Origin of the sequence: Streptomyces sp. NPDC091279 (assembly GCF_044757465.1) — a bacterium.
GTDB lineage: Bacteria > Actinomycetota > Actinomycetes > Streptomycetales > Streptomycetaceae > Streptomyces.
In genome coordinates, this window is the sequence record NZ_JBIVVA010000008.1 from 399,795 (window position 1) to 413,745 (window position 13,951).

Sequence of the window (13,951 nt, forward strand, 5' to 3'; positions counted from 1 at the left end):
CCGTGAGCGGGGGCGCACGGCACTGGAACGAGGACACGCAACGCTGGGAGACGGGCACGGCCCCGGCCTCCGCACCCACCCCACCGCCACCGGCCCGGCCTGACCCGGACTCCCGGGCGCCGTCCGCCGTGCAGTGGGACGACGGCGGCTGGCGTCGGCCCGAGCAGCCGACGGCGGCACCGGGGCGGGGGCCCGACCGGCGGCTGGTGTGGTCCGCCGTGGTCGGCGCGGCCGTGGCCGGGGTGACCGTGAGCCTGGTGCTGACGTTCGTGGTCGGCCAGGACGACGGCCGCGACGAGGGCAACGGGGCCGGCGCCTCGACGACCGCCTCCTCGACGTCCCCGGACACGGTGACCGGCACCACCGGCACGCGCACGCCGTCCCCGTACCCGACCCCCACCCCGACGCCGTCGTCCCTCTCCGCGCCGCCCGCCGGATTCTCGGTGCGCGACGACGACGAGGGGTTCCGGATCGCCGTTCCGGACACCTGGACGCGGTCCTCGGTGGCGTCCCAGTACGGGATGGCGGTGGTCAACTACCGCAGCCCCGACAGCGAGCGCCGGTTGCAGATCTACCAGGTGTCGGAGGCCTCGCCGCGAGCGTCGTTCGACACGTTCCTGTCGGCAAAGACCACCAAGCCGGACGGGTTCCGGAAACTGGACCTGCGGGTGGTGGCGGGCGGCGGCTATCTGCTGGAGTACCTCGCCGACCGGATCAAGGGCGAGCCGGACGTCGGCACCTGGCACATGGCCGACCAGCGGTTCTACGGCGCCGACGCCAAGGTGTACGACATCACGTCCTACGGGCCCGACTCCGACGGCCGCGACGACGAACTCCGGTACCTGACCGTGGCGTCGCACTGGTTCTGCCCGCCGGACACCACCTGCGACACGGTCGCCGCGCCGCAGTGAGGTGACCGTCCCCTTTTCGGCCTCGGCCCCCTGACACAGGTCAGCGGGGCGAGGCCGACCTGTTTCTGTGGCCCGGGTCACCCTGCACGGCACCCTCGCGCGACCTATTCGCCCCTTTATGGGCGCAATTTCAGTGACGCGGGGCACTTTCCGGGGGGAATTGCGCATGCAACCGGAGGTCGGGGGCAGGTGGGAACGGTCCCGAGGGGTGACATCGGCGTGACTCAGGGGCACCGAACAGGAACGGAAGGCAGCACCGATCATGGCCGACAGAGCGGAAACCCACGAGTTGGACGCCCAGGCGACCCTTCACATAGCGGGGGAGTGGCGCGACGCCGTCTCCGGCGCCACGCGCGAGATCCTCGACCCCGCCGACGGCCTGCCCTTCGCCGTCGTCGCGGAGGGCGACGAGAAGGACACCGACCTGGCCGTCGAGGCCGCCCGGCACGCCTTCGATCACGGCCCGTGGCCGCACACCCCCACCGCCGAGCGCGCCGACCTGCTGCACCGGGTCGCCGACCTGCTCGTGCGCGACCGCGAACGGCTCGGTGAACTGGAGGCCCGGGACGCGGGCAAGACCGTCGAGGAAGGCCGCGTCGACATCGACTGCGTCGCCGACGCCTTCCGCTACTACGCCCGGCTCGTCGCCGCCGAGGCCCCCGGCCGGGTCGTCGACGCCGGTTCGCCCGACGTGCACAGCGTCGTCGTGCACGAACCCGTCGGCGTCTGCGCGCTGATCACGCCGTGGAACTACCCGCTGCTGCAAGCCAGTTGGAAGATCGCCCCGGCGCTCGCGGCCGGCAACACCTTCGTCGTCAAGCCCAGCGAGATCACCCCGCTCACCACGGTCGCCCTGCTCGACCTGCTCGTCGAGGCCGGACTGCCGGCCGGGGTCGCGGGCCTGGTCACCGGCCCCGGACACACCGTCGGCGCCCGCCTCGCCGAACACCCCGACGTCGACCTGGTCTCCTTCACCGGCGGCCTGATCAGCGGCACCAAGGTCGCCCAGGCCGCCGCCCCCACCGTCAAGAAGGTCGCCCTCGAACTCGGCGGCAAGAACCCCAACGTCGTCTTCGCGGACGCCTGCGCCACCGACGACGGCTTCGACACCGCCGTCGACCAGGCCCTCAACGCCGCCTTCATGCACAGCGGCCAGGTCTGCTCGGCCGGCGCCCGGCTCATCATCGAGGAGTCCGTGAGCGAGCGGTTCGTCACCGAACTCGCCCGCCGCGCCGCGAAGATCCGCCTCGGCCGGGGCAGCGCCGACGGCGTCGAGTGCGGCCCGCTCGTCTCCGAGCAGCAGCGCGCCAAGGTCGAGATGTATGTGGCGTCGGCCCTGGCGGAGGGCGCGGTGCTGCGCAGCGGCGGACGGCGCCCCGAGCCCACCGCGGACCGGCCCGCCACCGGCTACTTCTACGAGCCGACCGTGCTGGACGGCTGCCACCGCGAGATGCGGGTGGTGCGCGAGGAGGTCTTCGGCCCGGTCGTCACCGTCGAGACCTTCCGCACCGAGGACGAGGCCGTCACCCTCGCCAACGACACCGAGTACGGGCTCGCGGGCGGCGTCTGGACCACCGACGCGGGCCGCGCCCGCCGGGTCGCCGGGCGACTGCGCCACGGCACCGTGTGGATCAACGACTTCCACCCCTATCTGCCGCAGGCGGAGTGGGGCGGCTTCGGCAAGAGCGGCGTCGGCCGCGAACTGGGCCCGGCCGGGCTCGCCGAGTACCGCGAGACCAAGCACATCTACCAGAACCTGGCGCCGCAGCCGGTCCGCTGGTTCGCCGGCTGACCCTCGCCCCCGCCCCCTCACCCGGGCCTCCCCTCTGGACGTACCGCACCCCCTGGAGCACCACCCCATGCCCGAGAACAACCTGATCTACGACTACGTCGTCATCGGCGGCGGCACGGCGGGCTCCGTCATCGCCTCCCGCCTCACCGAGAACCCCGATGTCACCGTCGCCGTCATCGAGGGCGGCCCGAGCGACGTCGGCCGCGACGACGTCCTCACCCTGCGCCGCTGGATGGGTCTGCTCGGCGGGGACCTCGACTACGACTACCCGACGACCGAGCAGCCACGCGGCAACTCGCACATCCGGCACAGCCGGGCCCGCGTCCTGGGCGGCTGCTCCTCGCACAACACCCTGATCGCGTTCAAGCCACTGCCGTCCGACTGGGACGAGTGGGAGGAGGCCGGGGCCAGGGGGTGGGGCTCGGTGTCGATGGAGGCGTACTTCCCGCGCCTGAAGAACAACATCGTCCCGGTCGACGAGAAGGACCGCAACGCCATCGCCCGGGACTTCGTGGACGCCGCGCAGACCACACTGGGCGTCCCGCGCGTCGAGGGCTTCAACAAGAAGCCGTTCAACGACGGCGTCGGCTTCTTCGACCTCGCCTACCACCCCGAGAACAACAAGCGCTCCTCCGCCTCGGTCGCCTACCTCCACCCGGTGATGGACGAGCGCCCCAACCTGACGATCCTGCTGGAGACCTGGGCGTACCAGCTGGAGCTGGACGGCACCCGTGCCGACGGCGTCCACGTGCGCACGAAGGACGGCGAGGAACAGCTCATACGGGCCCGCAACGAGGTCCTGCTGTGCGCCGGAGCCGTCGACTCCCCCCGGCTGCTGCTGCACTCCGGCATCGGCCCCAAGGCCGATCTGGAGGCGCTCGGCATCCCGGTCGCCGTCGACCTGCCCGGCGTCGGCGAGAACCTCCTCGACCACCCGGAGTCGGTGATCGTCTGGGAGACCAATGGACCCCTCCCGGAGAACTCGGCGATGGACTCCGACGCGGGTCTGTTCGTGCGCCGCGACCCCGAACACCAGGGCCCCGACCTGATGTTCCACTTCTACCAGATCCCGTTCACGGACAATCCGGAGCGCCTCGGCTACCAGCGCCCGGAGTTCGGCGTCTCGATGACCCCGAACATCCCCAAGCCGAAGAGCCGCGGCCGCCTCTACCTGACCAGCGCCGACCCGGCCGTCAAGCCCGCCCTCGACTTCCGGTACTTCACCGACGAGGACGACTACGACGGCCGGACGCTCGTCGACGGCATCCGCATCGCCCGCGAGATCGCCAAGTCCCAGCCGCTCGCCGGGTGGCTCAAGCGCGAGGTCGCGCCGGGCCCCGAGATCCTCGGCGACGCCGAGCTGAGCGAGTACGCCCGCAAGGTCGCGCACACCGTCTACCACCCGGCGGGCACCTGCCGGATGGGCGCCGCCGACGACGAATTCGCCGTCGTCGACCCACAGTTGCGCATCCGGGGCCTGGACGGCATCCGGATCGCCGACGCTTCCGTTTTCCCGACCATGCCCGCGGTCAACCCGATGATCGGGGTGCTGATGGTCGGCGAGCGGGCCGTAGACCTGATCGGAGGCGGTGCGTGATGAGCACGAACACCGACCTGAACACGCACACCGACCTGACCACGCACACCGGCACGGACACCCCCGCCGGTGCCGACCAGCCCGTCTTCTCCGTCCAGGGGCTGTGGAAGGTGTTCGGCGCCAAGTCCGAACAGGTTCCGGCCGACCCCGAGCTGGCCGCGCTGAACCCGGCCGAGCTGCGCGCCCGCACCGGCTGCACGGCCGCTGTCCGGGACGTCTCCTTCGACGTCCGCAAGGGCGAGGTCTTCGTCGTCATGGGGCTGTCCGGCTCCGGCAAGTCGACCCTGGTGCGCTGTCTGACCCGGCTGATCGAACCGACCTCCGGGACCATCGCCATCGACGGCGAGGACGTCCGCGCGATGGACAAGTCCCGGCTGCGGGAACTGCGCCGGCACCGCGCCGCCATGGTCTTCCAGCACTTCGGCCTCCTCCCGCACCGCACGGTCCTCGACAACGTCGCCTACGGCCTGGAGATCCAGGGCGTCGGCAAGGCCGAGCGCCGGGCACGGGCCAAGGAGGTCGTCGCCAAGGTCGGCCTTGAGGGCATGGAACACCGCCGCCCGAGCCAGCTCTCCGGCGGCCAGCGCCAGCGCGTCGGCCTCGCCCGCGCCCTCGCCGTCGACCCCCAGGTCCTGCTGTTCGACGAGCCGTTCAGCGCGCTCGACCCGCTGATCCGGCGGGACATGCAGGAGGAGGTCGTCCGGCTGCACCGCGAGGAGGGCCGCACGATGGTCTTCATCACGCACGACCTCAGCGAGGCCCTCAAGCTCGGTGACCGCATCGCCCTGATGCGCGACGGCCGCGTGGTCCAGCTCGGCACCCCCGAGGAGATCGTCGCGACCCCGGCCGACGACTACGTCCGTGAGTTCGTCCGGGACGTGCCGCGCGAGCAGGTCCTCACCGTGCGCACCGCGATGCGCCCCGGCGGCTGCGGCGCCGCCGACCACCCCGCCGCCCTCGCCCCGAACGCCGTCGTCGCCGACGCCATCCAGGTCGTCGCCCGGCGCGGCAAGGCCGCCTGCGTCGTCGAGAACGGCCACTGTGTCGGCGTCGTCGACCACGCCCGGCTCCTGGCCGTGGTGGCCGGGACGGAGCTGGTCGAGGAGGCCGTCTGATGGCCACGCTGACCAACTCCGTGCCGCGCCTCGCCCTGCCCGGCGTCCTCAAGAGCCGCACGGCGCACAAGCTGCTGCTCCTCGCGCTGGCCGCCGCCGTCCTGGTGCCGCTCGCCAACGCCCGCTGGGCCAGCGGCAGTTGGCCGCACGCGCTGACCGTCGACCTGACCGCGCCGCTCACCTCGGTGAGTGACTGGATCATCGACAACCGCGACAGCCACCCGCTGTTCCTCTACTTCTTCGGCTACCTCAGCAACGGCGTCACCCTCGCCGTCCGCGCCGTCTACCTGCTGCTCCTCGGCGTGGGCTGGGCCGGGGTCACCGCGCTCGGCGCCCTGATCGCCTGGCGGGTGGCCGGCCTCCGGCTCGCCCTGGGCTCGGCCGCCGGGTTCCTGGCGTGCGGGCTGCTCGGCATGTGGGTGCCGACCATGCAGACGCTGGCGCTGATGGTCGTCGCCGTTCTCGCGTCGGTCGTCGTGGGCGTCCTGCTCGGCCTCGCCGCCGGGCTCTCCGACCGGCTCGACCGCGCGCTGCGGCCGCTCCTGGACACCATGCAGGTGCTGCCCGCCTTCGCCTACCTGCTCCCCGTCGTGCTGGTGTTCGGCATCGGCGTCCCGGCCGCCGTCCTCGCCACCGTCGTCTACGCGGCCCCGCCGATGGCCCGCCTCACGGCGCTCGGCCTGCGCGGCGCCGACAAGGAGGTCCTGGAGGCCGTCGAGTCGCTCGGCTCGACCGCCCGGCAGCGGCTGCTGACCGCCCGTATCCCGCTGGCCCGCAAGGAACTCCTGCTCGGCCTCAACCAGTCGATCATGATGGCCCTCTCGATGGCCGTCATCGCCTCCGTGATCGGCGGCGGCGGCCTCGGTGACCGCGTCTACCAGGCGCTGGCCTCCGTCGACGTCGGCGCGGCCCTCGCGGCCGGCATCCCGATCGTGCTGCTCGCGGTCGTCCTGGACCGGGTCACCGGCGCGGCGGGCGAGTCCACCGGGGACCGTCCCGGCGGCCGGGCGGCCTGGGCCTACGCACTGGCCGCCGCCGCCGTCATCGCGGTGGCGGGACACCTCGCGAACCTCCTGAACTGGCCGGACAGCTGGACCCTGGAGATCGCCGCGCCCGTCAACCGCGCCGTCGACTGGATGACCGCCCACCTCTACTCGGGCGTGCCCGTCGTGGGCGGCACCGCCGACTGGGCCGGACACTTCACCACCTGGGTCCTCGACCCGGTCCGCGACGGCCTGCAATGGCTGCCCTGGTGGTCGCTGCTGCTGATCGTCGCCGCGCTGGCCTGGGTGATCGGCACCTGGCGCACCGCGCTGACGGCCGTGCTCGCGATGGCCGCGATCGGCGTCCTCGGCCTGTGGCAGCCGTCCCTGGACACGCTCTCCCAGGTCCTGGCGGCCGTCGCGGTCACCCTGGTCCTCGGCGTGACCACGGGCATCGCGGCAGCCCGCAGCGACCGTGTGGAACGCCTGCTCCGCCCCGTCCTGGACGTCTTCCAGACGATGCCGCAGTTCGTGTACCTGATCCCGGTGGTGGCGCTGTTCGGGGTGGGCCGCGCACCGGCGGTCGCCGCCGCCGTCGTCTACGCGCTGCCCGCCGTCGTCCGCATCACCGCGCAGGGCCTGCGCGGCGTCGACCCGGCCGCCCTGGAGTCCTCCCGGTCCCTCGGCGCGACCCCCTGGCAGCAGCTGCGCCAGGTCCAACTCCCGCTCGCCCGGCGCTCGTTGCTGCTCGCCGTCAACCAGGGCGTGGTCCTGGTCCTCGCCGTCGTCATCATCGGCGGCCTGGTCGGTGGCGGCGCGCTCGGCTACGACGTCGTCTTCGGCCTCGCCCAGGGCGACCTGGCGACGGGGCTGGTCGCGGGCGCCGCGATCGTCTGCCTCGGCCTGATGCTCGACCGGGTGACCCAGCCGACCGAACGCCGTACGAAGAAGGGAGCGTGACATGAAGATCCGCACGACGACGACCGTGGCCGCTGGTTCGGCCCTGCTCCTGCTCACGCTGACCGGCTGCGGCGCGGCCGACATGACCAAGCAGGCGTCCCCGTTCGCCAACGCGGGCGGCACCAAGTCCGTGACCCTGTCCGTGCAGTCGTGGGTGGGCGCCCAGTCCAACGTGGCCGTCGCCCAGTACCTCCTGGAGCACGAACTCGGCTACCACGTCGACACCGTCCAGGTCGACGAGGTGCCCGCCTGGGACGCGCTCAGCCAGGGCCGCGTCGACGCCATCCTGGAGGACTGGGGCCACCCCGAGCAGGAGAAGCGGTACGTCGACGACAAGAAGACGATCACCGACGGCGGCGGCCTGGGCGTGACCGGCCACATCGGCTGGTACGTCCCGACGTACTTGGTGAAACAGCACCCGGACATCACCAACTGGAAGAACCTCAACAAGTACTCCTCCCTGTTCCGCACCCCGGAGAGCGGCGGCAAGGGCCAGCTGATGGACGGTTCGCCGTCCTACGTCACCAATGACAAGGCGCTGGTGAAGAACCTGAACCTGGACTACCAGGTGGTGTTCGCCGGGTCCGAGGCCGCGCAGATCACGCAGATGAAGCAGTTCGCCAAGGAGAAGAAGCCCTTCCTGACCTACTGGTACGCCCCCCAGTGGCTCTTCAAGAAGGTCCCGATGACGGAGGTGAAGCTCCCCGCCTACAAGGAGGGCTGCGACGCGGACACCGCGAAGATCACCTGCGGCTACCCGCACACTCCGCTGAAGAAGTACCTCAACACCGACTTCGCGAAGAACGGCGGCCAGGCCGCGGCCTTCCTCAAGAAGTTCAACTGGACCACCGCCGACCAGAACGAGGTCTCCCTCCTCATAGCCGACAAAAAACTCACCCCCGACCAGGCAGCAGAACAATGGGTGGAGAACCACAAACCAACCTGGAAGAAGTGGCTCTCATGAGCTGAGGGGCGAGCGCGACACGGGCTCGCCCAACCGACCAGACCGGGCCAGGGCCCGCCTACCCGTGGAAGTCGAAGCGCCAGGTCTGGCGTTGGTCGGTGCGGCGGTAGGGGCGCAGGGCCGTGCGGGGCGGGTAGAGCATCAACAGGCTGAGGTCCAGGGCGAGTTCGGAGCCGCCGACCGGGCCGCCCGGGACGACCACGTGGAAGGCGGACGGTTCGGCGCCGGGGCGCAGGGCCCAGGCCTTGGGCATGTCCCCGGCGACGATCAGCTGGTTGGCCCTGGGCTTGTCCTCGTAGCCGATGTAGGTGCCGTGCCGGACGTTCTTGAGGGTGACCGTGCCGTCGGAACGTGCCTGGACCTGCCACTCCTGCACGCCGGGCAGCCCCACGGACGGCAGGAGAACGACGTGTTCCCGGCCGCCCTCCAGGCTGAGGAACTGGTCATGCGGTCTGGTGAGGGCGTAGATGCCCGGGCGCAGGGGCGCCACGAGAGCGGCGGGGCGCCGGCCGGCTGCCGTCGCCGTTCCCGAGGTGAAGAGAACGGCGGCACCTGCGGCCGCTGCGCTGCCGAGTACGTGACGTCGGCTCAGAGGTTCCGTCATGGGGGGATTGTGTAGGCGTCCGGGATGCTCTGGGTGGAACAGGATGAGCATGTCGCCCTGTTGGGTGACGGGGGATGTCGGCGGCGGCGTCAGCCCATGTGGTGGCCAAGGGGGGGGACATGGCAGAAGGGCCCCGTCGCACCTGGTAGTGCGGTGGGGCCCTTCTGTTTGGGGGTGGGGTTGGTCAGCGGACGTCGCCCATGAGGTCTCGGACTCGCTTGCGGTACATCCAGATCGCCGCGCCCGCTGCGACCGCCAGGACTGCTTCCAGGGCGACCACGCCGGTCTTGTTGAGGTCGACTCCGGCGATGGAGACCAGGCCCGTCGTGGCGTCGCCCGCCGTCACCGCCAGGAACCAGACGCCCATCATCTGGGAGGCGTACTTGGCCGGGGCCATCTTGGTGGTGACCGAGAGGCCGACCGGGGACAGGAGCAGTTCGCCGACCGTCTGGACGAAGTAGATCGCCACCAGCCACAGCGCCGCCGCCTTGTGTCCGCCGCCCGCGATCGCCAGCGGGGCCAGGAACAGGAAGAACGACAGACCGACCAGGATCAGGCCCAGCGCGAACTTCGCCGCCGTGCTCGGTTCCTTGCCGCGCCGCGCGAGCGCCAGCCACACGGACGCGACGACCGGCGCGAGCGCCATGATCATGACCGGGTTGACCGACTGGTACCAGGAGACCGGGAAGTGCCAGCCGAAGACCGAGTTCTCGGCGGAGGAGTCCGCGAAGATGGACAGCGTCGAGCCGCCCTGGTCGTAGATCATCCAGAACACGGCCGCGGCCACGAAGAACCAGATGTACGCCGACATCTGCGACTGCTCGGCCCGGTCGAGGGACCGGTCCCGCTTGATGCGGCCGAGGACGATCACCGGGATGACCAGACCGGCGGCGATGATCGGCACCATCACCCAGTTCAGCGTGTAGTGGCCGGAGAAGCCGACGGCCGCGTAGAAGACGACGGCGACCAGGGCCCACAGCGCGGACTTGCGCAGCGTCGACGCCTTCTCGGCCGCGCTCATCGGCGTCGGCACGGCGTTCGAACGCGGGCTCAGGTGCCGCCCGCCCAGCAGGAACTGCCCGAGCCCCAGCGCCATGCCGACCGCGGCCAGCGCGAAGCCCAGATGCCAGTTCACGTTCTCGCCGACCGTGCCGATCACCAGCGGGGCGACGAACGCGCCGACGTTGATCCCGATGTAGAAGACGGTGAAACCGCCGTCCCGGCGCGGGTCCTCGGGGCCGTCGTAGAGGTGGCCGACCATCGTCGAGATGTTGGCCTTCAGCAGCCCCGAGCCGATCGCCACCAGGCCGAGGCCCAGATAGAACGTGCCCGCGAACGGCAGCGCCAGCGTCAGATGGCCGAGCATGATGACCCCGCCGGCCACCGCGACCGTCCTGCGCGGCCCGAGGAGACGGTCCGCGACCCAGCCGCCGGGCAGGGCGAGCAGGTACACCAGGGACACGTACACCGAGTAGATCGCGGTCGCGGTGGCCGCGTTCAGGTGCAGGCCGCCCGGGGCGACCAGATACAGCGGGAGCAGGGCCCTCATGCCGTAGTAGGAGAAACGCTCCCACATCTCGGTCATGAAGAGAGTGGCCAGTCCGCGGGGGTGGCCGAAGAAGGTCTTCTCGGAACCGGGGGTGCCCGGAGTCGCCGAGTCCTTCGTCAGGCTGGACGCCATGTCGTTCCTTGCTGGTCGGGACGCGCTCGCGCGAGCGGGACGCGCCCGGTGGGGGAGCCGGTGGGGGGAGGCCGGCACCGGCGGGGCCGAGCCGTCCACCCCACGCCCTCGGGGTGCCCGCCCCGGGTCTCGGAGCGGTGGCCGACTGCCGCCGGGAGCCACGCCCGCGCCGCGGAGATCACCGCGGAGGGCCCGGCCACAGGTCGTTCGTCAGGTCTACATCAGGTGGTGCGGGGGGTCGTTCGAAACAGGCCTTCCGTGCGCGTCGGCGGGTACCGTCCGCACACAAAAGAGACCTTCAGCGTCAAATCGGCGCCAAAGGTCCCTGTCGTACTACAGGCGTCCGAACACCATACGGCAGGACACAGCCGGATATGAAAGGACTTGAGACCCGAATCACAGGCAACGGCGGAACCGTGGGCCTCATTCCAAGGCTCTCCCTTCGAACGTATCCCACAGACGCAGGTTCCTCCCGGTACGCCCAAAGGTAAGAACCGCTGATGCCGATCACACCCCTGCACGTGTCACCGGCGGTCTACCATCACCTCATGACCCGTGTACTGCTCGCCGAGGACGACGCGTCCATCTCGGAGCCGCTGGCCCGCGCCCTGCGCCGGGAAGGTTACGAGGTCGAGGTGCGTGAGGACGGACCCACCGCGCTCGACGCCGGAATCCAGGGCGGCATCGACCTGGTCGTACTGGACCTCGGGCTGCCCGGCATGGACGGCCTCGAAGTGGCCCGTCGACTGCGCGCCGAAGGCCATGCCGTTCCCATCCTCATCCTGACCGCTCGCGCCGACGAGGTGGACACCGTCGTCGGTCTCGACGCGGGCGCCGACGACTATGTGACCAAGCCCTTCCGGCTCGCCGAACTGCTCGCCCGGGTGCGGGCGTTGCTGCGGCGCGGGGCTGCCGAAGCGGCGCAGCCGCCTGCCACGCACGGGGTGCGGATCGACGTCGAGTCGCATCGGGCGTGGATGGGGGACGAGGAGCTTCAGCTCACCGCGAAAGAGTTCGATCTGCTGCGGGTTCTGGTGCGGGACGCGGGGCGGGTGGTCACTCGGGACCAGCTGATGCGCGAGGTGTGGGACACGACGTGGTGGTCCTCCACGAAGACGTTGGACATGCATATCTCCTGGCTGCGCAAGAAGTTGGGGGACGACGCCGCCAATCCGCGGTACATCGCCACAGTGCGTGGGGTCGGGTTCCGGTTCGAGAAGAGCTGAGCGGTGCCCCCGGGCTCGGGTGGACGGTTGCGCCCACTGCCTGGGGGCTTTCTGCCGGTGGGCGGGTGCGGGCTCGTCGTGGCTTGTCGTGGCTTGTCGCGCCCACGTGGCGGAGCCGCACATCGACACAGCCCCGCGCCCCTGCTGAAGGCGGCTGCGCCGCCCTGTGAAGCGCGGGCCCTGGCCGGGCGCGGGGCGGTCACGCCCGTGCGGTGAAGCTCGCTCGAAAACACGGGAATGCCCCGAAGGTCTCTTCAACTTGGCTGTCCCCGGAGGGGTTTGTGCGTCGTCGTCTTATTCAGTCCACTCTTGCCGTGGTGCTCGTGGTGATCGCTGTGTTCGGCGTGTCCCTGGTGATCGTGGAGACGCGGACCATCAGTACGAGTGCTCAGGAGAGGGTGAGTTCCGAGGCGCAGCGGCTGGCCAGCATCGTGGACAGCCGGCTGATCGGGGCCGGCGCCGTGAACGCGCGGATACTGCGGACCCAGGTCACCGGGGACCGTTTCGCCATCGTCAAGCTGCCGGGGCAGCCCGCGTTCGAGGTCGGGAAGAAGCCCGACGGCGAGGTCATCCGGGGAAGCGCCACCGGCGAGGAGGGCGAGACCGTCGTCGTCGAGGAACCGCGTTCCTCGGTGACCCGCGAGGTCGGCCGGACCCTGCTGATCATCGGGCTGGTCGCGCTGCTCGCGGTCGTCGCCGCCGTCCTGCTCGCCATCCGGCAGGCCAACCGGCTCTCCGCCCCCCTCACCGACCTCGCCGAGACCGCCGAACGCCTCGGCTCCGGCGACCCGCGCCCCCGCCACAAGCGGTACGGCGTGCCCGAGCTGGACCGGGTCGCCGACGTCCTCGACTCCTCCGCCGAGCGCATCGCCCGCATGCTCACCGCCGAACGACGCCTCGCCGCCGACGCCTCCCACCAGCTGCGCACGCCGCTCACCGCGCTGTCGATGCGGCTGGAGGAGATCACCCTCACCGACGACCCGGACACCGTGAAGGAGGAGGCGAACGTCGCGCTCACGCAGGTCGAGCGGCTCACCGACGTCGTCGAGCGGCTGCTCACCAACTCCCGTGACCCGCGCACCGGTTCCGCCGTCACCTTCGACCTCGACGAGGTCATCCAGCAGCAGCTCGCCGAGTGGCGCCCCGCCTACCGGGGGGTGGGCCGGGCCATCGTCAGCTCCGGCAAACGGCACCTCCAGGCGGTCGGCACGCCCGGCGCCGTCGCTCAGGTGCTGGCCGCGCTGATCGAGAACTCCCTCATGCACGGCGGCGGCACCGTCGCCCTGCGCACCCGCGTCACCGGCAACCAGGCCGTCATCGAGGTCACCGACGAGGGTCCCGGCGTCCCGGCCGACCTCGGCGCCCGCATCTTCGAGCGCACCATCAGCGGCCGCAACTCCACCGGCATCGGTCTCGCCGTCGCCCGTGACCTCGCGGAGGCCGACGGGGGACGCCTGGAGATGCTCCAGGTCAAGCCGCCGGTCTTCGGTCTCTTCCTGTCCCGCACGCCCCTCAAGCTGCCCCCGGCGAACGAGGACTCCACCACCGTTCGCTGAGGAACGCGACGGAGGGGAGGGCTCAGCCGACCTTGTGGGCCGTGGGGCGGGGTCGCTGCTGCGGCGGGGCCGGGTCCGGCTGGTCCGGCGCCAGGAACGATTCCGCGTCTGCCGCGGGCTCGGTGGCGGGCAGGGCGCGGAAGACCCAGGAGCGGTAGGACCAGAACCGGAACAGCGTCGCCACCCCGATGCCGAGGAACTTGAAGACGTTGCTCTGGAGCGGGGTGTCCCAGCCGAGGCCGTAGGTCGCGGCGTAGAGCACGCCGTTCTCGATGACCAGGCCGACCGCGCTGAACAGCAGGAACAGGGTCAGTTCCCGGGTCCGGCCGCCCTTGTCGCGGTCACGGTAGGTGAAGTACCGGAACCCGATGTAGTTGCAGGCGATCGACACGACCGTCGCGATGATGCTGGCCCGGACCACCGGCAGGGTGGTGAGGTGCCGCACCAGGTTGAAGACGACGAGATTGACCAGGAGGCCGATACCGCCGACCGCGCCGAATTTGGCGGCCTCGCGCACCAGCCGTGTGAACCCCGAGGAACCTCGTCCCATGCTCGTGCAGGC

11 protein-coding genes are annotated in these 13,951 nt (G+C 71.1%); 8 read left to right on the top strand and 3 right to left on the bottom strand.

The features are described 5' to 3' along the window. Positions 1-2 precede the first annotated feature (2 nt). From ACIQOU_RS22405 to ACIQOU_RS22430, 6 genes are all read left to right on the top strand, one after another. Positions 3-911: a hypothetical protein gene (locus tag ACIQOU_RS22405; RefSeq protein ID WP_401538549.1), complete on the top strand. Its 909-nt coding sequence runs from the start codon at positions 3-5 to the stop codon at positions 909-911. Positions 912-1,173: 262 nt separating this feature from the next. Then, the gene (locus ACIQOU_RS22410) at positions 1,174-2,703 is read left to right on the top strand and encodes an aldehyde dehydrogenase family protein (protein WP_401538550.1); all 1,530 of its coding nucleotides are present in this window, start codon (positions 1,174-1,176) and stop codon (positions 2,701-2,703) included. A gap of 67 nt (positions 2,704-2,770) precedes the next feature. Next, positions 2,771-4,300 (top strand): GMC family oxidoreductase, encoded by a 1,530-nt coding sequence (locus ACIQOU_RS22415; protein ID WP_401538551.1) that lies wholly within the window; start codon positions 2,771-2,773, stop codon positions 4,298-4,300. Next, positions 4,300-5,415 (top strand): glycine betaine/L-proline ABC transporter ATP-binding protein, encoded by a 1,116-nt coding sequence (locus tag ACIQOU_RS22420; protein WP_401538552.1) that lies wholly within the window; start codon positions 4,300-4,302, stop codon positions 5,413-5,415. Before ACIQOU_RS22415 ends, ACIQOU_RS22420 begins: the two co-directional genes overlap by 1 nt. Then, on the top strand, positions 5,415-7,358 hold the full coding sequence (locus tag ACIQOU_RS22425; protein WP_401538553.1) for an ABC transporter permease: 1,944 nt from the start codon (positions 5,415-5,417) through the stop codon (positions 7,356-7,358). Before ACIQOU_RS22420 ends, ACIQOU_RS22425 begins: the two co-directional genes overlap by 1 nt. 1 nt (position 7,359) lies before the next feature. Further along, positions 7,360-8,322 (top strand): ABC transporter substrate-binding protein, encoded by a 963-nt coding sequence (locus tag ACIQOU_RS22430; protein WP_401538554.1) that lies wholly within the window; start codon positions 7,360-7,362, stop codon positions 8,320-8,322. A gap of 58 nt (positions 8,323-8,380) precedes the next feature. On the opposite strand, the gene ACIQOU_RS22435 is transcribed toward ACIQOU_RS22430, so the two are convergent. Beyond that, complete coding sequence (locus tag ACIQOU_RS22435) at positions 8,381-8,926, bottom strand: hypothetical protein (protein WP_401538555.1); 546 nt, start codon at positions 8,924-8,926, stop codon at positions 8,381-8,383. 184 nt (positions 8,927-9,110) lie between these two features. Then, on the bottom strand, positions 9,111-10,607 hold the full coding sequence (locus ACIQOU_RS22440; protein WP_401538556.1) for an oligopeptide:H+ symporter: 1,497 nt from the start codon (positions 10,605-10,607) through the stop codon (positions 9,111-9,113). Positions 10,608-11,155: 548 nt separating this feature from the next. Here ACIQOU_RS22440 and ACIQOU_RS22445 point away from each other — a divergent pair. Both ACIQOU_RS22445 and ACIQOU_RS22450 read left to right on the top strand, forming a co-directional pair. Beyond that, the gene (locus ACIQOU_RS22445) at positions 11,156-11,833 is read left to right on the top strand and encodes a response regulator transcription factor (protein ID WP_401538557.1); all 678 of its coding nucleotides are present in this window, start codon (positions 11,156-11,158) and stop codon (positions 11,831-11,833) included. 281 nt (positions 11,834-12,114) lie between these two features. Then, the gene (locus ACIQOU_RS22450) at positions 12,115-13,389 is read left to right on the top strand and encodes an ATP-binding protein (protein WP_401538558.1); all 1,275 of its coding nucleotides are present in this window, start codon (positions 12,115-12,117) and stop codon (positions 13,387-13,389) included. Between the two features lie 22 nt (positions 13,390-13,411). On the opposite strand, the gene ACIQOU_RS22455 is transcribed toward ACIQOU_RS22450, so the two are convergent. Beyond that, positions 13,412-13,939 (bottom strand): GtrA family protein, encoded by a 528-nt coding sequence (locus ACIQOU_RS22455; protein WP_401538559.1) that lies wholly within the window; start codon positions 13,937-13,939, stop codon positions 13,412-13,414. Between the last annotated feature and the right edge of the window lie 12 nt (positions 13,940-13,951).